Origin of the sequence: Campylobacter concisus (genome assembly GCF_002913715.1) — a bacterium.
Classification (GTDB): domain Bacteria; phylum Campylobacterota; class Campylobacteria; order Campylobacterales; family Campylobacteraceae; genus Campylobacter_A; species Campylobacter_A concisus_AG.
Genome location: NZ_PPCE01000009.1, coordinates 848,815 through 870,233 on the forward strand (window position 1 = coordinate 848,815; position 21,419 = coordinate 870,233).

The following is a 21,419-nucleotide window of genomic DNA, read 5'->3' on the forward strand; positions in this document are numbered from 1 at the left end:
TATCCTTATCCTAATTTCTTTAATGCTTCTTTTATAAGATCACTTGTATTTTCACTCTTGCACTCAGGCAAAATTTTCACTATCTTCTCACGCTTAAAGCCAAGCGCTTCAAGTGCTAAAAGTGCCTCATTTTGGTAGCTTGGCACACTCTCGTCACTTATTAGCTTTGCGTCGCTTAGCTCAGCTATGATGCGTCTAGCTGTCTTTGGTCCGATACCTGGCACGCTTTTAAAGGTGTCTGCGTCGCCGCTTATTATGGCATTTGTAAATGCCTGTGAGCTAAGACTTGAGCAAACCGCCATCGCTGTGCTAGCGCCGATGCCATTTAGCTTTATAAGCATCTCAAACATCTTTTGCTCATTTGCATCCAAAAAGCCATAGAGTAAATTTGCGTCCTCTCTTATGATCTGCGTTATGGCAAGCTCGACCTTTTCGCCCTTGCTAAGCTTGGCTGAGCAAAAAAGCGAGATGAAAATCCCATAGCTTACGCCGCTATTTGTCTTAAGTATCACAAATGCGGGATCTTTTTTGCTGACGATACCTTCTATCGCTTTTATCATCATTTAACCTTTTATTCTTAAAAATTTGTATCTGTGTAGTCTTCTAATTTATTTGACTTTTTGATCTTATACTCAGCCTCATCACCATCACCGATCTTCTCTAAAGTGATAGCATGAGCGGTTTCATTTTGCTTTGAGATATAAGTGACATTTTGTGGAGGATCAACAATAACAAATCTAATCTCATTTAGTTCAACCCAGTTGCCTCTATTTATCACTTTTGCAGAAAATATTCCATTTTGCATGATCTCAAGCTCATCTTTTAGAGTAGCTAGCAACTCTTTTTTATCTTTAAAAATTTTTAGCAAAGTGTTGTATTCATTGACTAGACCTTGATACTCTTTTAGCTTTTTCATAAAGGTAACTGGTGGTATCACTTTAGCTTTTGAGAGCTCTTCTACCTTTGCTTTTATGGTATAAATAGAGTCTTTATTTTCATTTATGACATTTTTCTTTGTTTCAATATTTTTTAGAAGCGAAGCAAGCTCTGCTTTTGTATATTCGATCTTATTTAATTGCTCTTGCGTAGCCTCAGCACTTTCAGGCATTTTGCTAGTATCGATTATAAATTTATTATCAGTGCCTCTTAGATATCTTACGTCTATTAAGTGTGAAGCTGTGATAGTGCAATTTGAGCCAAGCGTGTTTATTTGGATATTTTGAGCGGTTATAGAGCCACCAACGACGCTATTTATCTTAACTCTTTTTGCTACGACATTTCCGCCTTCTAGCCTATCTATCTCGACATTTTCAGCTTCAACCTTACCGATGTGGATAGAAATTTTTGCATTCTTTGCATAAATTTTAGCCTTTTGGTGTGTTTGACCGCCGATTATTACTTCATTTGCTTTAACCATCGCATTTGCGCCGACATTTCCTTTAACCTCGATCTCGTCAGCTTCCACGATGATGCCAGTGCCGATGGCGTCTTTTATAGTATCAGTTTCCCTAACCACCAAAGTCACATTTGTATCAGTGCCTGCTTGAATAGAGCCAGTTGTTTTAAAATTTGCTTCATTTATCTCTATACGCTCTTCAATGTCAAATGAGCCATTTTTCTCAACTACATATCCTGATTTTTTAGCGACGTATATTATGCTATCGTCATTTTCTACTCTCTCTATATTTTCGCTTATACTTATCTCTTTGCCAGTATCTTCTTTTGGCTTTTCTACTGCTAATAATTTACCTCTCGCATCACGGCCATTTTGCCCTTCGTGAGACTTTTTCTCTTCCATTATCACTTCATCTTGTGCTACACCAAAAACAAAACCTCTATCAGCGTAATCAATCTTATCTTCCTCTTTTATCGCATCAAGTTTATCTTTGTAGTAGTAAAGTATCTTTGCATCGGTAGCTTTTTTTGGATTTATACCTTGTGTTATGTTTAGTATGTAGTCTTTATCAAGTTCGCCCTTTACATGCACAACTGAGGCGATTTGTTTTAACTCATCTTTTAGTTTGCCGATCCTTATACCTATTAAAATTTGAGCTTTCATAAGCTGTTTGGCGATGTATTCAAAAAGTTTATCTTCGTAATGCTGTTCGTATTCACAATCTTTTGTGGCTTTTACCTTTGCGACTACTTTTGTAACTGTTGAATTTACACCGATTTCTATCTTTGGAAGCTTTGGCACAGCATTTAGCCTAACATCAAAAAATTCCACATCATAGACCTGCTCGATCTCTAGTGTCTCGTCAAGATAAAAAGCATTATCATCAAAAAAGTCTAAATTTTCTTCAGGGACAAAAACTGGCTCTTCATTATCTTTATTTTTATAATAAGTCAAAATATCTAAAATTTTAAAATCTATAAATTCTACCGGTACGCTGTGTTGCTTGCTTAATTCTTTAAGCGATATATAAGGTGTTGAAGTTTGAATTTGCGTTGGCGGTAAAAATCTCTCGTTTTCTTGCACGTTCTCGCTCAAAATTGATCCATTTCACATAAAATTTGGCTCTTATTATCGCCAAAATTTTATTAAATTTGGGTTATGTAAGCTTTAAAGCATCTTTTGTTACTATTGCGTTTTCAAATTTAATTTAGGTGAGCGATGTTTATAAAAGGTTTTTTTTCAAACTCAGTTGGCATTATGGTTTCAAGAATTCTTGGACTTATAAGAGACCTTTTAACAGCTTCCATCCTTGGAGCTGGCATATTTAGCGATCTTTTTTTTATCGCTTTTAAAATACCAAATTTATTTCGCCGTATCTTTGGAGAAGGTGCCTTTACACAGGCATTTTTGCCAAATTTTGCAAATAGCAAGAAAAAAGCGATCTTTCAGGCTGAAATTTTCATCAAATTTCTACTTTTTATAGGCGTTTTGACGCTTCTTGTAAATTTATTTACGCCTTATTTTATAAAGATCATCGCAAGCGGCTTGAGCGAGCAAAATATAACCGATGCAGTGCCACTTGTGCGTATAAATTTCTACTATCTAGCCCTTGTTTATATCGTCACTTTCATGGGTGCGCTGCTTCAGTACAAAGGGCACTTTGCAACGACTGCGTTTTCTACTGCGCTACTAAATTTAGCCATGATCGCTTCGCTACTTTTGGCTCGTGGCAAGAGTGAGAGCGTGGTCGCACTTTATCTTAGTTTTGGTGTCGTTGCAGGCGGCATCTTGCAAGTTTTGGTGCATCTAATTGCTATGAAATTTAACGCCTTAAATAAAATTTTTTGGGGCGGTCTAAGCGGATATTTTAAAGGCAAGAAAGCTAGTAGCAAAGGTTTTTTTGTAAATTTTTACCACGGCTTACTTGGCTCAAGTGCGATGCAAATAAGCGCATTTATGGACACTTGGCTAGCTAGCTTTTTGGTAAGTGGCTCGATAAGCTACCTTTTTTATGCAAATAGAATTTTTCAGCTTCCGCTTGCTATCTTTGCGATCGCACTCTCTCAAGCACTTTTTCCAAAGATCACCAGACTTTTAAAGCAAAAAGACGAGGCAAACGCCCTAGTTTGGACGAAAAAGAGCTTTTACCTGCTCCTTTGCGCCCTGCTAGCAGCCACGATCACAGGCGTAGTAATGAGCGAGTTTATCATCTGGCTCTTATTTGAGAGAGGAAATTTCGTAAGGGCAAATACCATTGAGTGCGCCAAGGTGCTAAGTGCCTATTTGGTAGGGCTTACGCCATTTGGCCTAGCTAAAATTTTCTCACTTTGGCTTTATGCAAATATGAAGCAAAAAGAGGCGGCCAAAATTTCTATCATCTGCCTTGTGATAAATTTGATCCTAGCTGTCATTTTGATGCAGAAATTTGGAGCTGCTGGCCTTGCATTTGCAAGCTCGCTTGGAGGATTTTTACAGCTTATTTTATACATTAGAGCCTTTGGAGCTAAGCGATTTTTAGCTATAATCGAGCCTAAATTTATAGCCGCTATCGCACTTTTTGCGGTTTTACTCTATTTTGGTTTAACATTTTTAAAGGATATATTTAATGCGGATTTTTGATACTTCTAAAAGAGAAAAGGTTGAGTTTAGCCCTATTAAAGACGGCGAGGTAAGCATCTATCTGTGTGGTCCAACGGTCTATGACGACGCGCATTTGGGGCATGCAAAATCAGCCGTTAGCTTTGATCTTTTAAGAAGGGTTTTAAAAGCGCTTGGCTACAAGGTCAAATTTGCAAGAAACTATACTGATATTGACGATAAAATTTTAAAGAAAATGGCTGAAACTGGCCAAAGCCTAGAGGAGATCACAAACAAATATATAGCGCATTATGAGAGCGACATGAACGCTTTAAACGTGCTTGATCCAGACTTTAAGCCAAAGGCTACGCAGTGCCTGGAGGCGATCATTAGCTACATTGAGCTGCTTATGCAAAAAGGTGCTGCTTATAAGACCAGTGATGGAATTTACTTTGATACGAGCAAGGATAGTGGCTATTTTAGCATTAGCGGCAAGGACAATAACACTGATCTTATCGCACGCGTGGCAAGTTTTGGCGAGAAAAAAGATGAAAAAGACTTCGTGCTTTGGAAATTTGATGAGAAATGGTACGAGAGCCCATTTGGCAAGGGTCGCCCTGGCTGGCACACCGAATGTGTGGCGATGATAAGAGAATTTCTAAGTGACAAAGAAAATGATAAATTTGAGATCGACATCCACGCTGGTGGCATCGACCTGCTCTTTCCGCACCACGAAAATGAGGCAAGTCAGTGCAGGTGTGCCTATCACAAGAATTTAAGCAAATACTGGATGCACAATGGCTTTATAAAAGTAAATAACGAAAAGATGAGCAAAAGCCTAAATAACAGCTTTTTTGTAAAGGATGCCCTAAAAAACGTTCATGGCGAAGTGCTTAGATATTATCTACTTACAAGCCATTATAGGGCCCATTTTAATTATTCAGATGAAGACTTAGTGGCTTCAAAAAAGAGACTTGATAAAATTTACCGCCTTAAAAAAAGAGTTGATGGCGTGCAAGCTTGCGCTATAAATGAGAGCTTTAAAAATGAGCTACTTGAGGCACTAAGTGATGATCTAAACGCTTCAAAAGCACTTGCAAGTGTTGATGAGTTTGTAAAAACAGCAAACGAAAGGCTTGATAATAGCCCAAAAGATAAAGCCTACAAGGCCGAAGTAGTGGCAAATTTGGAGCTTATAAGTGAAATCTTAGGCATTGCTAGCACAAATTATGTTGAGTATTTTCAGTTTGGCGTAAGTGGCGAGCAAAAAGAGCAGATAAAAAGGCTTCTTGATGAGCGCGCGGTAGCTAAAAAAGAGAAAAATTTTGCAAGAGCTGATGAGATAAGAGACGAGCTAGAAAATATGAATATCTCTATCATGGATACACCAAATGGCGCAGTTTGGGAGAAAAATAATGACTAACTTTGGCTTAAAAGATGTGCTAAAACGCTTTGGTCCTTATTTTAAAGACTACATTCCACACTTCATCCTAGCCTTCATAGGTATGGGGCTTGCAAGTGGCGGAACAGCAGTCAGTGCATATCTGGTGGAGCCAGTACTTAATAAAATTTTTGTTGAAAAAAACGAAACACTGCTTTATTTGTTACCATGTGCGATCATCGCTATTTATCTGTTAAAAAATATTGGAACTTTTATGCAGGCCTATTTTACCGCGTATATTGGTCAAGATACGATTAGAAGATTTCGTGAAAAGATGGTCGAAAATTTACTAAATTTGGATATGAAATTTTTTAATGATTTTAGAACAGGCGAGCTAATAAGCAGAACCACGAACGACATAGAGCGCATAAGATCTATTGTTTCAAGTTTCATACCTGAGCTTATTAGAGAGCTTGTAACTATCATAGGCCTGCTTTGTGTAGTCATATATCAAAGCCCTAAATTGGCGTTTTTTGCACTTGTGGTCATGCCAGTAGCCATTTATCCGATCTCGCGCCTTGCAAAGAAGATGAAAAAAATTTCAAAGCAGTCGCAAGAAAAGACATCCGATATCACTTCAGCCTTGAGTGAAATTTTTACAAATATCGAGATCATCAAGGCAAATAATGCCCAAAAATACGAGCATTCACGTTTTGTTGAAGAAAATAACAAATTTTTCAAGCTAAATCTTAAAACCGTAAAAATTGAGCAATTAGTAAGTCCGCTTATGGAGACGATAGGCTCAATAGGCGTGGCAGCTGTCATCATAATAGGTGGCAAAGACGTCATCGACGGAAATATAAATATGGGTGCATTTTTCTCGTTTTTAACCGCGCTTTTTATGCTCTACACCCCACTAAAACGTATCGTAAATATATACAATAAAATGCAGGATGCGATCGCCGCAAGTGAGAGAACCTTTTTCTTGATGGATAAAGTGAGTGAGATAAAAGATGGTGAAAAAGAATTAAGCGAAGAGATAAACCTAATCAAATTTAAGGGTGTCTGCCTAAACTACGGTGACAAAGAGGTTTTAAAAGGGATAAATTTAGAGGCTCGTAAGTCAGAATTTATAGCCCTTGTTGGCTCAAGTGGTGGCGGAAAAACCTCGCTCATGAATCTGCTCATGAGATTTTACGACGTAAATAGCGGAGAAATTTTAATAAATAATACAAATTTAAAAGATATCAAAATCCACTCACTTCGCCAAAACATCGGACTTGTAACGCAGCGTGTCTATATCTTTAACGATACAATCGCTAAAAACGTGGCTTACGGCAGAGAATTTAACGAAGAAGCCGTGATAAATGCACTAAAAATGGCAAATGCTTATGAGTTTGTAAACAAACTAGATAACGGCATAAACACTATCTTAAACGAATTTGGCACAAACCTTTCAGGCGGTCAAAGACAACGCATCGCAATAGCAAGGGCACTTTATCAAAATCCACAAATTCTTATCTTTGACGAGGCCACTTCAGCGCTTGATAACGATAGTGAAAAAGAGATCACAAAGGCTATAAACAACCTAAGAAACAAAAAGATCATCTTTGTCATCGCTCACCGTCTAAGCACAGTTGAAAGTGCTGATAAGATCGCGGTTTTAAGTGATGGAAAGATAGTTGATATCGGAAGCGATGAAGAACTTAGCAAGAGAAATGAAATTTATGCAAAACTTAAAGGCAAAGCCTTAGTTTAAGGCGATTTTTGCTAAGATTTGCACAAATTTTTAGGCATTTTAAAGAGGTTAAAATGAGCTTAAACTACGAAACTTTAAAATCTATATTTTTTAAATTCGATCCTGAAACTGCCCATAAAATCGCAGAACTTGCAATGATCGGAGCAAATAAAATTTTTCCAGGATCATTAAGCTTTGTAGCAAATAAGTGCGTGGTCGATGACAATGCGCTAAAACAAAATTTATTCTCAAGCACTTATCACAATCCAGTTGGCATAGCTGGTGGCTTTGATAAAAACGCCACAATGTTTGAAGCACTCACGGCTCTTGGCTTTGGGTACTTAGAATTTGGCACATTTACTCCAAAACCTCAACCTGGCAACAATAAACCAAGACTTTTTAGGCTCGTAGACGAAGAGAGCATCCAAAATGCGATGGGCTTTAACAACGATGGTTGCGAGGCTATTAAAAATAGAGTCAAAAAACTTTATCCTTATACTTTACCTATCTGGGCAAATATCGGTAAAAACAAGGTTACACCAAACGAAGATGCAATAAAAGACTATGAAATTTTAGTAAAAGAATTTAGCGAAATTTGCGACACCTTTGTCATAAACGTCTCATCACCAAACACGCCAAATTTAAGAGCCTTGCAAGATGAGAGCTTCATAAAAGAACTTTTTAGCGTCATTTTGCCACTTACTAAAAAACCAATTATCTTTAAAATCGCTCCTGATATGAGCCACGAAGATGCGATCAAGCTTTGTAGCTGCGCGGTAGAAAACGGCGCTAGTGGCGTGCTTGTCTCAAATACAAGCGTTGATTATTCACTCTCTCACTCGTCAAATTTGAAGGATTTTGGTGGACTAAGTGGCAAAGTAGTCGCTCAAAAGTCAAAAGAGATATTTAAAGCTGTGGCAGACGAGCTTTACGGCAAGACGACGCTTATAGCATGTGGCGGCATAGATAGCGGCGCAGAGGCATATGAGCGCATAAAAATGGGGGCTAATCTAGTGCAAATTTTTACAAGCTTTATCTTTAAAGGGCCAATGATCGCAAGAGATATAAATTTAGAAATTTTAGAACTTTTAAAAAGAGATGGCTTTGCCTCTATTAGCGAAGCGGTCGGCATAGACGTTAAAAAATAAAAGGCAAAAGATTGATAAAATTTAATAAAACAAAACTAGAAAACGGACTTGAAATTTATCACGTACCAGTAAATCCTGGCTCAAAAGTGATAAGCGTCGATGTCTTTTATAAAGTTGGATCAAGAAACGAAGTGATGGGCAAAAGCGGCATCGCTCACATGTTAGAGCATCTAAATTTTAAATCAACCAAAAATTTACGAGCTGGTGAATTTGACGAAATAGTAAAAGGCTTTGGTGGCGTAAATAACGCAAGTACAGGCTTTGACTATACCCACTACTTTATAAAAGCGTCAAATGAAAATTTAGACAAAACGCTTGGTCTTTTTGCTGAGCTTATGAAAAATTTAAGCCTAAAAGATAAAGAATTTCAGACAGAGCGAGACGTGGTGTATGAAGAGCGCAGGTGGCGAACAGACAACAACCCTATGGGATACCTCTACTTTAGACTCTACAACCACGCATTTATCTACCATCCATACCACTGGACTCCGATAGGCTTTATAAAAGATATCGAAAACTGGAATATCTCCGACATAAAAGAATTTCACGCTACTTTTTATCAGCCAAAAAATGCGATTTTGATGATAAGTGGCGACATCGGCAAGGATGAGGCATTTAAGCTAGCTAAGAAAAACTTTAGCAGTATAAAAAACAAAAAGGCCATACCAAAACTACACTGCAAAGAGCCTGAGCAAGACGGAGCTAGAAGGGCTATCGTCTATAAAGATAGCCAAACGCAAATGCTAGCTATCGCTTATAAGATCCCAGACTTTAGGCACGCTGATCAAGTGGGGTTAAACGCGATAAGCGAGTATCTAGCCACTGGCAAAAGCTCTATTTTGCAGCAGCGCCTAGTCGATGAGCTAATGCTCGTAAATCAAATTTATGCTTATAATATGAGTTGCGTTGATGAAAATTTATTTATATTTTTAGCAGTTTGCAACCCAGATGTCGAAGCAAACGTGGTTGAGGCTGAAATTTTAAAGATCATAGATGATTTAAAAAATAAGCCAATCGACAAAGATGATGTTTTAAGAGTTAAAAATTTGATAAAAACTGATTTTATTTACTCATTTGAAAGTGCGAGCAAGGTTGCAAATTTATATGGCTCGTACCTTGCTAGAGGCGACATAAAGCCACTTTATGAGCTTGAAAAAAGTATCGATAAGATTGATGCTAAGCTTTTAAAAGAGATAGCAAATAGATATTTTAATGAAAAAACCAGCACAACAATATTATTAAAAAAGGAATAAACGTGGAAAATTCGCTTCAAGGTGCGATGACCGCACTCATTACGCCATTTAAAAATCAAAAAGTAGATGAAGTCAGTTTTGAAAAGCTAATAAAAAGACAGATAAAACACGGCATAGATGTCGTTGTGCCAGTTGGAACTACCGGTGAGAGTGCAACACTAACGCATGATGAGCATAGAATTTGTATCGAAATAGCCGTAGATGCATGTAAAGGCACAAATGTAAAAGTACTAGCTGGAGCTGGCAGCAACGCGACTCACGAGGCTATTGGTATCGCTAAATTTGCTCAAGCTCATGGCGCTGATGGTATCCTTTCAGTTGCGCCTTACTACAACAAACCAACACAAGAAGGGCTTTACGAGCACTACAAAGCCATTGCAAATAGCATTGAAATCCCTGTGCTTCTTTACAATGTTCCAGGTAGAGTTGGCGTGGATATCTTGCCAGCGACCGTTTTTAGACTTTTTAAAGAGTGCAAAAATATCTACGGCATCAAAGAGGCTACAGGTAGCATAGATAGATGCGTCGATTTGCTAGCTCACGAGCCAAATTTAGTAGTCATTAGCGGCGAAGATGCGATCAACTATCCTATCATATCAAATGGCGGCAAGGGCGTCATCTCAGTTACTGCAAACATCTTACCAGATCAAATTTCACAGCTTACGCACCTTGCGATGAACGAAGAGTATAAAAAAGCAAAACTAATAAACGATAATCTATATACGATAAATAAAACGCTCTTTTGCGAAAGCAATCCGATACCGATCAAAGCAGCGATGTATCTAGCTGGACTAATCGACTCTTTAGAGTACCGCTTGCCACTTTGCAAACCAAGTAAAGAAAATTTTAAAAAGATAGAAGAAGTAATAAAAAATTACGAAATAAAGGGTTTTTAATGAAGGACACACTAAACGATTTTAAAGGTAAAACGCTAGTTATCAGCGGTGGTACTAGAGGCATTGGCAGAGCCATAGTCGAAGAATTTGCAAAAGCTGGTGTAAATATAGCATTTACCTACAACTCAAACGAAGAGCTTGCAAAAGAACAAGCAAAAGAGCTTGAGACTACTTACAAGATAAAAGCCAGAGCCTACGCGCTAAATATCCTTGAGCCAGAGACTTATAAAGAGCTATTTTTAAAGATAGACGAGGACTTTGATAGGATTGATTTTTTCATCTCAAATGCTATCATCTCAGGTCGCGCGGTAGCTGGCGGATACACTAAATTTATGAAGCTAAAACCAAGAGGCATAAACAATATCTTTACAGCAACAGTAAATGCCTTTGTCGTAGGCACTCAAGAAGCTGCAAAACGCATGGAAAAAGTTGGTGGCGGCAGCATCATCAGCCTATCATCGACTGGAAATTTAGTCTATATCGAAAACTACGCAGGTCACGGCACAGCAAAAGCAGCCGTTGAAGCCATGGCAAGATACGCTGCTACAGAGCTTGGTGAGAAAAACATCCGCGTAAACGTCGTAAGTGGTGGTCCTATCGAGACAGACGCGCTAAGAGCCTTTACCAACTACGAAGAAGTACGCGATATGACAGCAAAGCTTAGCCCGCTAAACCGCATGGGACAGCCGACTGACCTAGCCGGAGCATGTCTATTTTTATGCTCATCTAAGGCTAGCTGGGTGACTGGACATACATTTATAATAGATGGCGGCACGACTTTTAAATGAGAAAATTGAAAATTTAAGCATAAAGGCATATTTGTGAGTTTAAATTTACCAAATTCTTTAGCGTTTTTTAGGATACTTCTGGCTCCGCTTATGTTTTTTATGCTCGCAAATGCCCCTGGCATTTTTACACAAATTCACATGAGCTGGATAAATTACTTCGCAGCTCTTATTTTTGTGATTGCCTCGGTGACTGACTTTTTTGACGGTTACATCGCAAGAAGCTGGGATCAAAAGACCAAACTTGGAGCGATCCTTGATCCGTTAGCAGACAAGATGCTAATTCTTGCTGCATTTTTAGGTCTCATGATGCTTGGCAGAGCGAGCACTTGGGCTGTTTATCTCATCTTGGTGAGGGAATTTTTTATAACTGGCTTTCGTGTCGTGATGGCAAGTGACGGCGTAGAAGTCGCTGCTTCAATGGCCGGTAAGGTAAAGACTGTTTCGCAGATGTTTGCGGTTGGATTTTTACTGATGAGCTGGCCTGGTGGCGAGCTTTTGCTCTGGATAGCTGTTGCGCTTACGCTTTATTCTGGATTTGAGTATATTTTTGCCTATGTAAAGGCGATGAAAAAGAGCTAAAATTTCTTTCGTTCGTAAGACCCAAAGTTTTTACTTGCAAAATTTATATAAATAATAAAAACTTCATTTTCTAAATAAGTAAAATTAAGTTAAAAATTCCTCCTAGCTAAAAGAAATTTTTGGCTAAATGCCGTTTGAGAGTAAATTTATAAATTTTGGCTAAAATCTCATCAATTTTTCAAAAAAAGGTAAGTTTTGAAAGGCATTCTCTTCACGTTAGCCCTGCTTTGCCTTGGGCTTTATGCGTATTCGTTTTATTTTTTAGTGACCGTTTTAGCCATTAGTTTTCTCATATTTTTCCACGAGCTTGGCCACTTTTTAGCAGCAAGATCGCTTGGCGTCAAAGTAAATACCTTTAGCATCGGCTTTGGCGAGAAAATTTATACCAAAAACGTTGGCGGCACCGACTACTGCCTAAGCGCGATCCCACTTGGCGGATACGTGCAGCTAAAAGGGCAAGACGACACCGACCCAAAGACCAAAAACTATGACGCTGATAGCTACAACGTGCTAAGTCCCATAAAGCGCATTTACATCCTCTTTGCAGGGCCATTTTTTAACTTTATCTTGGCATTTTTCATATACATTTTGCTTGGATTTATCGGTGTTGAGAGGCTTGCGCCAAGTGTCGGACACATAGCTGAAGGCTCGGCAGCTGCAAGCGCTGGCATAGCAATAAACGATAAAATTTTAGCGATAAATGGCGTCAAGATAAACGAGTGGGATGATATTAGTAAAAACGTAAAGCTTGAACCTAGCGCCATTTTGATAGATCGCAACGGCTCGCAAATGACTATAAATTTAACACCAAAGATAGGCGAGACGATAAATTTATTTAATGAAAAGGTGCAGCGCCCACTGATCGGCATCCAGTCTAATGGCGAAGTGGTGAAAATTTATCACACAGGTTTAGAGAGCCTAAAATTTGCCTTTGGCGAGACGATCGAGGCTTCAAAGCTCATCTTTAAAAGCTTTGAAAAGCTAGTTGTTGGAGCTGTGCCACTAAAAGAGGTCGGAGGCATCGTGCAGATCGCCGATGTCACTTCAAAGGCCGCTAAGATCAGCCTTAGCGTGCTCCTAACCATCGTGGCGCTCATCTCTGTAAATTTAGGCGTGCTAAACCTCTTTCCCATCCCTGCGCTTGATGGCGGGCACATTTTATTTAACATTTATGAACTAATTTTTAGACGCGAGATAAATGAGCGAGTGCTTGTTACGCTTACCTATTGCGGCTGGGCGCTACTGCTTGGCATCATGGTGCTCGCGACCTTTAATGACATTATGAGATTAAGCGGAGGTTTATAATGATAGTTTTAAAAGATCTACTTGAAAAGATAGAAAATTTAAGCAAAGATGTGACGCTCATCGCCGTTAGCAAAAATGTGACATGCACTGAAGTGAGGGAGCTTTACGCACAAGGGCAAAGAAATTTTGGCGAAAATAGAGTCCAGGAGCTAGCCAAAAAAGAGCTAGAGCTGCAAAATTTCACTGACATCAAATGGCATATGATCGGCCGCCTGCAAAACAATAAAATCAATCAAATGATAAGCCTAAAGCCAGTGCTTTGGCAAAGCTGTGATAGCTTCGAAAGAGCCCTAGAGGTCGATAAAAGGCTCAGCTATAAGCTAGATACTTTGCTTCAAATAAACTCGGCCGATGAAGATACAAAGCAAGGTGTGAGCGTCGCAAATGCGGCTGAAATTTATGAGCGCATCCAAAGCGAGTGCAAAAATATAAATTTAAAAGGTGTGATGAGTATTGGAGCGCATGTGGATGAGCCAAAAGAGGTGCAAAAGAGCTTTGAGCTAACATATAAAATTTACGAGAGCCTAAAGCCAAAAGGCGCAACTATCTGCTCAATGGGCATGAGTAGTGATTACGAGCTAGCGATAAAATGCGGCTCAAATATGATTCGCCTTGGCACTATGCTTTATTTGTAATTTTATCGCTTTTGCATGCTCTTGCTGCTAACGAAGTAGATTACTGCTGGAACTATGTAAATTTCTGCCCAAAGAGACTTGAGAAAAAAATTAAAATTTAATATTTAGCGTCAGCCAAAACTAGAGCAAAAAGTACTTTTACGCCAGCTTTTTCTAGAGTATTTTTAGCCTCAAGTATCGTTGTGCCAGTGGTTACAATGTCATCTACTAAAATAACTGGAGCAGTGATCTTTTTTAGGATTTTAAAATTTCTTGGGTTATTTTGTCTAAATTGCAAATCCTTACCACTATAGCTAATCTTACTGGTTGCATGCAGTGCGTGAAATATGGGCTTTAGATTTTTAGCCCTTAGCGCATTTGCTAAAATAGCCGTATGTGAGTAGCCAAAATGAACTCTATCGTCTATTGGCAAGGCGTAAATTTGCTCCGGAAAGCTAAAGCTTTTAAAAAATTGATTAAATGCAAATTTGGCTAAGTTTTTATATATAAAATATCCGTGCATTTGGTGCTTGGAGTGGATGAGTTCTTTTATTTCAGAGTAGCCGTAAAAGCTATAAATTTTAAAGCCCTCTAGTTCTCTTACTATCGGGCTTGGCTCGCTTAAAATTTGTGAGCAAATTTTACAAAATGTATTTAGCGTAAAGCTCTTGCAAAACGCACAAAACATTAGCTATTTAAAATAGCAATTGCTGTGCGTTTGATGGCATCATTTATGATCTCAGTTAAAAATGATTTAAATGCTCCACCTGTGCGAATCAACTCAAATTTGGTTTGATTATTTGAGATATTTTTAACGATGCTTTGATCGCCTTTTTGGATCTTAAGTGTGATCTTAATATTACCTTTTGTATTATCAGTGCCGTATCCGCTCATATTTGCTTCAAACTCGTTGATAAAAATTTCAACCACGACGCCACCCATGCCATTTACATTTGCACCGCGCGCCATAAGCTCTTTTTTGAGCGAATCACTAAAATAAGTAACAAGATCGTTTTGAAGCACGACATATTCTTTTACTGTGCCTTTGCTATCAGTGATCGTAGCAATGGTACTTTTATTTTTGCGGTTATCATGCACTGCGCTTATATAGGCCTCAAAGCCGCTATTTTGTTGGCTTGAAGCAGCCTTATATGGATCAAATGCGACAACACTTTGGCTTGGCGCACAACCAGTTAAAAATAAAACAAAAAGTCCAAAAATAGCTAAAAAATTAAATTTATTCATCGTTTTTCCTTTTAAAGTTTAGTGATCTCATCGGCTACTTTTATTGCGGCTTGTTTAACTAAAAGTGCGATAAAAAAGTCAAACTGACCAGACTCTGAGGCCTCTAGCTTCTCCACATGGTGCCTAGTCGAGATAGGTAACGTTTTTTTGAAATTTATATTTGAAAGAATAAGAAGCCCATTTAGATGTCCATTTAAAATTTCTGAACTTCCCGAATAGCTTCCTCTAAGTTCGTCAAATCTAAAATCAAGCCTGTACGTGTAAGGCGATGTTTGAGTATCGACAACAACGATTCCACGAGAATTTAACTCACGCTGCAAAAACATGTAAAAAAGCACCTCAAGGCGTGGGTTTGAGTTAAAAACTGCAGTATTTCCTTCAACACCTGTGTAATATATCGATCTTGCACTACTTCTAGCATCGACGATCCTGTGGAAATAAACCTTTTTTAATCCAACATTAGTATCGATCATATTTTTTTCCAAGCAGCAGTTTATTGCTACATCACTTTTGTATTTAACACCATTTATAAAAAGACCATCGCCCCTGCCTTTACAAGCGCTGCAATCAGCCGGTATCCTCATAACCTCTTCAAAATACATCTTATCTTCGCTGTTTATGCTCGTACTTTGCACGCCATCTATTCCCTCACACGATAGACAAAGGCTGGCTTTAGCCACGCAGCCAGTTAGAAAGATAGCTGCAAAAACTGCTAATAATGTTGCTCTTAGCATTTTACTTCCTTTTGCTCTTTTTGTTTTTTGCGGAGATTTTTTACACTCTCACCTGCGATGCCGTAGTTATTCGTATCGATCTCATCGATAATGACAACGGTATTTTGAGCGCTTCTACCTAAAATTTCGCTTATTAGCTTTGTAACTCCGCTTATCATCTTCTCTTTTTGCTCCACACTTGGGCTATCACCCTCTTTTGTCACACAAATTTTCACAAATGGCATAGCGCTCCTTTTTTGTAAATTTAATATTTAAAATTTAATCAAAAACAAAAACCAAGTGCGGCAGTATCGCCACCTCATAACAAGGCGAGATATTTTGTGATGATTTTGAAAGCTGTGACGTGAAATTTTGGTGCAGATAGAACATGTAGTTCATCAAGCCAAAATTTCACTAACTCTTTCAAAAGGACACAAAAGATAAGCCGCTAGTCTATTTTTAGGACGGATAAAAACGCCTCCTGTGGCAAATTCACCTTTCCTATCGCCTTCATGCGTTTCTTACCCTCTTTTTGCTTTTCAAGCAACTTTCTCTTACGCGTAATATCGCCACCATAGCACTTGGCTGTGACGTTTTTACCCATTGATTTTACAGTTTCTCGAGCGATTATTTTATTGCCGATGCTAGCTTGTATCGCCACTTCAAAGAGCTGACGCGGCACGATCTCTTTCATCGCCTTTACGAAGTCCCTGCCCTTTGTCTGTGCCTTGCTCTCAGGCACGATGATAGAGAGTGCATCGACCGTTTCACCAGCCACTTTAACATCAAGCTTCACTAGATCACCCATGCGGTAGTCGCTAGGCTCGTAGTCAAAGCTTGCATAGCCTTTGGTGCTTGACTTTAGCTTGTCATAAAAGTCCATAACGATCTCATTCATCGGTATGTCATACTCGAGCAAAACGCGGTCAGTCGTGATGTAGTCCATCTTTGTTTGTATGCCACGGCGATTGTTTAAAAGCGTGATGATGTTGCCCAAAAACTCGCTTGGCGTGATGATAGTCGCTTTCACATATGGCTCAAGGATCGAGTCTATTTTATTTACTGGTGGCAGCTGGCTTGGGTTTTGTATCTTTAAATTTAGCCCATCAGTTTGGATGACTTCGTATGTCACGGTCGGCGCTGTAGCAATGAGATCAAGATCAAATTCGCGCTCCAGCCTCTCTTTAACTACCTCCATATGAAGAAGACCTAAAAAGCCAACCCTAAAGCCAAATCCAAGTGCGACCGAGGTCTCTGGCTCGTAACTTATCGAGCTGTCATTTAGCTTTAGCTTATCCAGTGCGTCACGTAGATCTTCAAATTTATCAGTTTCTATCGGATAAAGTCCCGCAAATACGAACGGCTTGGCTCTCTCAAAGCCGCCAACTGGCTCTTTTAGAGGATTTCTTGACTGCGTTATCGTATCACCAACCTGGACGTCACTAACATTTTTAAGTCCTAAAACTACGATACCAACTTCGCCAGCGCTAAGTGTTTTGGTCTTGATCGGCGCGATAGGATTTGGATACATGAGGTCAAGCACGATGTGTTTTTTACCTGTGCCCATAACCAAAATTTCATCATTTTTTGAAATTTCACCATCATAAACACGCACAAGTGCAAGCGCGCCAAGATAGTTGTCAAACCAACTATCATAAATTAGCGCCTTTGTGGGCTTATTTGCATCACCATTTGGCGCAGGGATCCTCGTGATGATCGCCTCAAGTAACTCTTTTATGCCAACGCCTGTTTTTGCGCTCACTTCGATCGCTCCCGAGCAGTCAAGTCCGATGATGTGCTCGATCTCGTCTTTTACCCTAGCAGGGTCAGCCGCTGGCAGGTCGATCTTGTTGATGACTGGGATGATCTCTAGGTTATTTTCAAGTGCGATATAGACGTTTGCGATAGTCTGCGCCTCCACGCCCTGGCTAGCATCCACGACTAGCAGTGCGCCCTCACAGCTAGCCAAAGAGCGGCTCACTTCGTAGCTAAAATCGACGTGGCCTGGGGTGTCTATCAAATTTAGAACAAAATTTTCTCCATTTAGCGCGTAGTTTAAGCGAACGGACTGGGCTTTTATCGTGATGCCACGCTCTTTTTCGATATCCATCGTATCCATGATCTGGCTGCTCATCTCACGGTCACTTACAGCGCCACACTCCTGAATGAGACGATCTGCAAGCGTGCTTTTGCCGTGGTCTATATGAGCGATGATGCTAAAATTTCTGATGTTTTTCATATAAGTTTTACTTTTTACTAAATTTTGGGCTTTATTTTGCCTAAAGTTGATTTAAATGCCAATAAATATATTTTTATCATAAGCCCGTCACTAGAGCTTGGCTCTATTCTTAAAAATCTTAATGACAATGTCCAAAGTGCTCATGTCCTTCATCGTCATTTAACTCGCAGATGAGATCGTCTTTATGTCCAAGGCTCTCGCTCTCAAACTGAAGCGTGACATGGCCGATGCCAACGTGAGAAAGCTCGTGCTCGATGCGCTTTATCATCTTTGAAATTTCAGCCACGCTTAACGCATCATCCACCACCACATGGGCTATGAGCGCATTTGTGCCAGCATTTATCGCCCAGATATGCAGGTCATGCACGATTTTAATGCCATCTACGCCCATTATAACGCCTAAAATTTCATCCGTATCAAGCTTAAGTGGCACCGCTTCGATCAGGATATTAAAGCTATCTTTTAGCAAGCTAGCGCCACTTTTTATGATGAGTAGCGAGACAAAGATACTTGCGATACTATCAGCCTTCGTGAAGTTAAATTTCATCACAAACAAAGCCGCGATAATCGCACCAACTGAGCCAAGCGTGTCGCCAAGGACGTGCAAATAAGCACCTTTCATGTTTAAATTTTCTTTTGTATCAGCGCTTTTATGCATATAAATGGCTACGACTAAATTTACCACAAGCCCCAAAATACTAATAAAAAGCATCGTTTTAGCCTCTATCTCTGGCTCGTTAAAAAGCCTGATGATAGCTTCAACTACGACAAAGACTGCAAGTGCGATAAGAGCGATGGCATTTATGAAAGCGGCGATGATCTCGACCCTTTTGTAGCCAAAGGTCTTTTGTAAATTTGCCCTTTTTTCTGAAATTTTAAACGCCATGAGTGACAAAAATAGCGCGGCAGCGTCTGAGAGCATGTGAAATGCGTCGCTAATAAGCGTAAGCGAGTTCGAAACGAAGCCAAAAACGGCCTCAACTATCATAAACGTGAAAATTAGAAAAAATGAATTTCTAAGAACGCTCTTGTTGTGCATCATTATCCTTCTTTTGGGCGTCAATCCTCTTGCCTATATCTTTTAAATTTGAAAATTCCTCGATGAGCTTTGGCGAGTCGTCAAGACTGATGACGAAATTCCATATATAGGTCATCACAGAGTAGATGTGGCCGGCATTTGTCTGCTGCGAGCTTAGCACTATTATCGCCACCAAAAAGAGTAGCGAAGCGCTAATGCCGATGATAAAATAGCTCATCGCCTCCCTATTTGAGATCGCTATACGAAATTTAGAAACGACGTCGTAGTGCCTATTTAGCGTGCTTTTGTTAAAAACACCTATCACTTTTGCCTCTTTTTCTAGGCGGTCATTTAAGCGAAGATAAAGGTCGTCATTTTTCTTGATATATCTTGGTAAAAATATAAGAAAAAAGGTCATCACTACAAAGCACGCCACAGCGACCTTTGGCTCGACAAAGATGAGCATAAACGCTGAGCCGATGATCGAAATGACCGATGTAAAAAACATAGGAAAATGTGTCTCAAAGAAATTTACAAATTCTCGTGAGAGCGCTACTCTAGCGATGATGGCGGAGTCGTCTTTGGCATTTTGTTTTTCATTCATGATGACATTTACAGCAAGCTTTGCGTAGATATTTGCAAAAACTTGCGTATCCACGCGGCGCCTAATGGCTCCTACAAGCCACGCTATGAGCACAAAAAGTGCGTAAATGAGGGCATTTAATGTATTTCCCTGTATGATTGCGTTGATCGCAAAGCCCGCAAATATCGGATAAGCTAGAAAAAGTCCGTTCTCTGCTAGCACCAAAGCAAAGGTCAAAAGGAGCTTTTTGTTGTGCTCGGTCGCTATGCTCTTTAGCGTTTTAAAGGCGTTATTTTGCAAATTTAATCCTAAAATTTTCGCGAATTCTAGCCAAAATTTATAAATTTTGAAAAATTTTTGTTGTAACTATTGACATTACAACAAAAAATTATTATACTTCACTCATCAGTTGTAAATAAAAATATTACAACAAAAAATAAGGAGAACAAAATGAAAAATTTTCAGGTTGCAAAGATCGCAAACGAGCCAAGAGTCGAGCTAAAAGAGGCTTTAAATTTAAGCGGCTGTGAGGTATCTATAAACGAGCTTCCAGCAAATGTGAGCGTGCCATTTGTCCATGCACATAAGCAAAACGAGGAGCTTTACATCATCCTAGAGGGTGAGGGTGAGCTTTTCATCGACGGTGAGGTGCTAAAAGTAAGCAAAGGAGATGCGGTGCGCATAGATCCAGAGGGCAAAAGGTGCTTTAAAGCTGGCAAAAACGGCATCAAAATGATCTGTATCCAGACAAAACGCGGTAGCCTAGAGCAATACACAATGAGTGACGGTGTGATAGTTGATGACGTAAAGCCAAGCTGGTTGTAAAATAAAAAACAAAATTTAAAGGAGAAATAATAAAAATAGCAATCATCGGAGCAAACGGCAAAAGCGGTACAAATTTGGTAAACGAGGCTCTAAAACAAGGACATGACGTAACGGCAATCATTAGAGACAAAGAGTATAAAAATGGGGGCGTAAAGGTTATTTATAAAGATATCTTTGAGCTTACAAAGACTGATCTGGCTGGCTTTGACGTAGTGATCAGTGCATTTGCAGCGTGGACGCCAGATACCTTTGCGCTTCACAAAAAAGTGGCTACTCATCTTAGAAATTTGCTAGAGGGTGGCGACACAAGACTAATTGTAGTTGGTGGTGCTGGTACATTATTTGTAGATGATAAGGGCACAATGGTGATGGATACGCCAGACTTCCCGACTGCATATATGGGCGTGGCAAAGGCGACCGCGGAGTCTTATTTTGAGCTAAAAGATAGGAGCAATTTGCTTTGGACATACGTAAGCCCAGCAGGCGACTATGACCCAAATGGTGCTCGTACTGGTAAATACGTGCTTGGTGGAGATAATCTCATCTTAAACTCAAAAAATGAGAGCTATATAAGCTATGCAGACCTTGCGCTTGCGATCATAGACGAGCTAAAAAACAAAAAATTTATACAAAAACGCTTCACAGCAGTTGGCGAGCGAGCATAAAAATTATAGATTTGACATAGCTGGCACAAAAAGTCGGCTTGTCAAATCTAAACTGAAAATAAACTGCTTTTAGTAAAAATTTAAAGTATAATCAGAAAAAATTTCAAGGACAGTTATGCAAGTAGGGATCAAGTTTTCAACCGCGATCCATGTAGTTTTAGCAGCTTGTTTTTTCAAAGGCGAGAAAGTCACGAGCGAATTTATAGCAGGTAGTATAAACACAAATCCTGTCATAGTTAGGCGTCTGCTTGGCACTCTAAAGGCTGCAGGACTCGTGAATGTCGTAGCTGGAGTTGGTGGTGTGAGTCTTGCGAAAGAGCCAAAAGATATAACCCTCCTTCAAATTTTTAACGCAATAAATGATAAAGAAAAACTTTTTAAGATCCACTCTGACTCACCCAAAGCCTGCCCACTTGGTAGTAAGATCGAGGGCCTCTTAACCAACCACTTCCTAAA

22 protein-coding genes are annotated in these 21,419 nt (G+C 39.4%); 13 read left to right on the forward strand and 9 right to left on the reverse strand.

From position 1 onward, the window contains the following. Positions 1 to 5 precede the first annotated feature (5 nt). Positions 6 to 560 carry a Holliday junction branch migration protein RuvA gene (gene ruvA, locus CYO92_RS08260; RefSeq protein ID WP_087578896.1) on the reverse strand — a complete coding sequence of 185 codons (555 nt, stop codon included), beginning with the start codon at positions 558 to 560 and terminating at the stop codon, positions 6 to 8. 17 nt (positions 561 to 577) lie between these two features. Further along, positions 578 to 2,491: a flagellar assembly protein A gene (locus CYO92_RS08265; RefSeq protein WP_103588697.1), complete on the reverse strand. Its 1,914-nt coding sequence runs from the start codon at positions 2,489 to 2,491 to the stop codon at positions 578 to 580. Positions 2,492 to 2,614: 123 nt separating this feature from the next. On the opposite strand from CYO92_RS08265, the gene murJ reads away from it, so the two are divergent. From murJ to CYO92_RS08315, 10 genes are all read left to right on the forward strand, one after another. After that, on the forward strand, positions 2,615 to 4,015 hold the full coding sequence (murJ, locus tag CYO92_RS08270; protein WP_103588698.1) for a murein biosynthesis integral membrane protein MurJ: 1,401 nt from the start codon (positions 2,615 to 2,617) through the stop codon (positions 4,013 to 4,015). Then, complete coding sequence (cysS, locus tag CYO92_RS08275; RefSeq protein WP_103588699.1) at positions 4,002 to 5,396, forward strand: cysteine--tRNA ligase; 1,395 nt, start codon at positions 4,002 to 4,004, stop codon at positions 5,394 to 5,396. The genes murJ and cysS overlap by 14 nt, the downstream gene beginning before the upstream one ends. Beyond that, complete coding sequence (locus CYO92_RS08280; RefSeq protein WP_103588715.1) at positions 5,389 to 7,113, forward strand: ABC transporter ATP-binding protein; 1,725 nt, start codon at positions 5,389 to 5,391, stop codon at positions 7,111 to 7,113. Before cysS ends, CYO92_RS08280 begins: the two co-directional genes overlap by 8 nt. A 53-nt stretch (positions 7,114 to 7,166) precedes the next feature. Continuing rightward, a complete protein-coding gene (locus CYO92_RS08285) occupies positions 7,167 to 8,240 on the forward strand; it encodes a quinone-dependent dihydroorotate dehydrogenase (RefSeq protein ID WP_103588716.1) in 1,074 nt (357 codons plus the stop codon). 11 nt (positions 8,241 to 8,251) lie between these two features. Next, on the forward strand, positions 8,252 to 9,493 hold the full coding sequence (locus CYO92_RS08290) for a M16 family metallopeptidase (protein WP_103588700.1): 1,242 nt from the start codon (positions 8,252 to 8,254) through the stop codon (positions 9,491 to 9,493). Positions 9,494 to 9,519: 26 nt separating this feature from the next. Further along, complete coding sequence (dapA, locus tag CYO92_RS08295) at positions 9,520 to 10,389, forward strand: 4-hydroxy-tetrahydrodipicolinate synthase (protein WP_219808120.1); 870 nt, start codon at positions 9,520 to 9,522, stop codon at positions 10,387 to 10,389. Further along, on the forward strand, positions 10,389 to 11,177 hold the full coding sequence (locus CYO92_RS08300; protein WP_103588702.1) for an enoyl-ACP reductase: 789 nt from the start codon (positions 10,389 to 10,391) through the stop codon (positions 11,175 to 11,177). The genes dapA and CYO92_RS08300 overlap by 1 nt, the downstream gene beginning before the upstream one ends. A 90-nt stretch (positions 11,178 to 11,267) precedes the next feature. Then, positions 11,268 to 11,756, forward strand: a complete 489-nt coding sequence (gene pgsA / locus CYO92_RS08305) for a CDP-diacylglycerol--glycerol-3-phosphate 3-phosphatidyltransferase (protein ID WP_258030563.1) — start codon at positions 11,268 to 11,270, stop codon at positions 11,754 to 11,756. Between the two features lie 195 nt (positions 11,757 to 11,951). Continuing rightward, positions 11,952 to 13,061, forward strand: coding sequence for an RIP metalloprotease RseP (gene rseP, locus CYO92_RS08310; RefSeq protein ID WP_103588704.1), 1,110 nt, complete (start codon positions 11,952 to 11,954; stop codon positions 13,059 to 13,061). Beyond that, a complete protein-coding gene (locus CYO92_RS08315) occupies positions 13,061 to 13,696 on the forward strand; it encodes a YggS family pyridoxal phosphate-dependent enzyme (RefSeq protein ID WP_103588705.1) in 636 nt (211 codons plus the stop codon). Before rseP ends, CYO92_RS08315 begins: the two co-directional genes overlap by 1 nt. 97 nt (positions 13,697 to 13,793) lie before the next feature. On the opposite strand, the gene CYO92_RS08320 is transcribed toward CYO92_RS08315, so the two are convergent. The 7 genes from CYO92_RS08320 to CYO92_RS08350 form a co-directional block, all read right to left on the reverse strand. After that, entirely contained in the window at positions 13,794 to 14,363 is a 570-nt protein-coding gene (locus tag CYO92_RS08320) for a ComF family protein (RefSeq protein ID WP_103588706.1), read from the reverse strand. Beyond that, entirely contained in the window at positions 14,363 to 14,920 is a 558-nt protein-coding gene (locus CYO92_RS08325; protein WP_103588707.1) for a YajG family lipoprotein, read from the reverse strand. Before CYO92_RS08325 ends, CYO92_RS08320 begins: the two co-directional genes overlap by 1 nt. Positions 14,921 to 14,931: 11 nt before the next feature. After that, positions 14,932 to 15,654 (reverse strand): hypothetical protein, encoded by a 723-nt coding sequence (locus CYO92_RS08330; RefSeq protein WP_103588708.1) that lies wholly within the window; start codon positions 15,652 to 15,654, stop codon positions 14,932 to 14,934. After that, positions 15,648 to 15,878: a 2-hydroxymuconate tautomerase family protein gene (locus CYO92_RS08335; protein WP_009294206.1), complete on the reverse strand. Its 231-nt coding sequence runs from the start codon at positions 15,876 to 15,878 to the stop codon at positions 15,648 to 15,650. Before CYO92_RS08335 ends, CYO92_RS08330 begins: the two co-directional genes overlap by 7 nt. Positions 15,879 to 16,081: 203 nt before the next feature. Then, entirely contained in the window at positions 16,082 to 17,872 is a 1,791-nt protein-coding gene (gene lepA / locus CYO92_RS08340) for a translation elongation factor 4 (protein WP_103588709.1), read from the reverse strand. 118 nt (positions 17,873 to 17,990) lie between these two features. Beyond that, positions 17,991 to 18,911, reverse strand: coding sequence for a cation diffusion facilitator family transporter (locus CYO92_RS08345; RefSeq protein WP_103588710.1), 921 nt, complete (start codon positions 18,909 to 18,911; stop codon positions 17,991 to 17,993). After that, entirely contained in the window at positions 18,889 to 19,773 is an 885-nt protein-coding gene (locus CYO92_RS08350; RefSeq protein ID WP_103588711.1) for an ABC transporter six-transmembrane domain-containing protein, read from the reverse strand. Before CYO92_RS08350 ends, CYO92_RS08345 begins: the two co-directional genes overlap by 23 nt. Before the next feature lie 150 nt (positions 19,774 to 19,923). Between CYO92_RS08350 and CYO92_RS08355 the strand changes: the two genes are divergently transcribed. The 3 genes from CYO92_RS08355 to CYO92_RS08365 form a co-directional block, all read left to right on the forward strand. Further along, positions 19,924 to 20,298 (forward strand): cupin domain-containing protein, encoded by a 375-nt coding sequence (locus CYO92_RS08355; protein ID WP_021091938.1) that lies wholly within the window; start codon positions 19,924 to 19,926, stop codon positions 20,296 to 20,298. A 74-nt stretch (positions 20,299 to 20,372) separates the two neighbouring features. Further along, positions 20,373 to 20,963 carry an NAD(P)-dependent oxidoreductase gene (locus CYO92_RS08360; protein WP_429827529.1) on the forward strand — a complete coding sequence of 197 codons (591 nt, stop codon included), beginning with the start codon at positions 20,373 to 20,375 and terminating at the stop codon, positions 20,961 to 20,963. Positions 20,964 to 21,078: 115 nt separating this feature from the next. Further along, positions 21,079 to 21,419: Rrf2 family transcriptional regulator (locus tag CYO92_RS08365; RefSeq protein WP_103595502.1), on the forward strand; the 341-nt coding region annotated here is incomplete at its 3' end.

Bases quoted from the DNA above. Each gene is read 5' to 3' on its own strand.
- ruvA (WP_087578896.1), bottom strand. From the start codon at position 560: ATGATAAAAGCGATAGAAGGTATCGTCAGCAAAAAAGATCCCGCATTT.
- murJ (WP_103588698.1), top strand. From the start codon at position 2,615: ATGTTTATAAAAGGTTTTTTTTCAAACTCAGTTGGCATTATGGTTTCA.
- cysS (WP_103588699.1), top strand. From the start codon at position 4,002: ATGCGGATTTTTGATACTTCTAAAAGAGAAAAGGTTGAGTTTAGCCCT.
- CYO92_RS08280 (WP_103588715.1), top strand. From the start codon at position 5,389: ATGACTAACTTTGGCTTAAAAGATGTGCTAAAACGCTTTGGTCCTTAT.
- CYO92_RS08285 (WP_103588716.1), top strand. From the start codon at position 7,167: ATGAGCTTAAACTACGAAACTTTAAAATCTATATTTTTTAAATTCGAT.
- dapA (WP_219808120.1), top strand. From the start codon at position 9,520: ATGACCGCACTCATTACGCCATTTAAAAATCAAAAAGTAGATGAAGTC.
- CYO92_RS08300 (WP_103588702.1), top strand. From the start codon at position 10,389: ATGAAGGACACACTAAACGATTTTAAAGGTAAAACGCTAGTTATCAGC.
- pgsA (WP_258030563.1), top strand. From the start codon at position 11,268: ATGTTTTTTATGCTCGCAAATGCCCCTGGCATTTTTACACAAATTCAC.
- CYO92_RS08315 (WP_103588705.1), top strand. From the start codon at position 13,061: ATGATAGTTTTAAAAGATCTACTTGAAAAGATAGAAAATTTAAGCAAA.
- CYO92_RS08320 (WP_103588706.1), bottom strand. From the start codon at position 14,363: ATGTTTTGTGCGTTTTGCAAGAGCTTTACGCTAAATACATTTTGTAAA.
- CYO92_RS08325 (WP_103588707.1), bottom strand. From the start codon at position 14,920: ATGAATAAATTTAATTTTTTAGCTATTTTTGGACTTTTTGTTTTATTT.
- CYO92_RS08330 (WP_103588708.1), bottom strand. From the start codon at position 15,654: ATGCTAAGAGCAACATTATTAGCAGTTTTTGCAGCTATCTTTCTAACT.
- CYO92_RS08335 (WP_009294206.1), bottom strand. From the start codon at position 15,878: ATGCCATTTGTGAAAATTTGTGTGACAAAAGAGGGTGATAGCCCAAGT.
- lepA (WP_103588709.1), bottom strand. From the start codon at position 17,872: ATGAAAAACATCAGAAATTTTAGCATCATCGCTCATATAGACCACGGC.
- CYO92_RS08345 (WP_103588710.1), bottom strand. From the start codon at position 18,911: ATGCACAACAAGAGCGTTCTTAGAAATTCATTTTTTCTAATTTTCACG.
- CYO92_RS08355 (WP_021091938.1), top strand. From the start codon at position 19,924: ATGAAAAATTTTCAGGTTGCAAAGATCGCAAACGAGCCAAGAGTCGAG.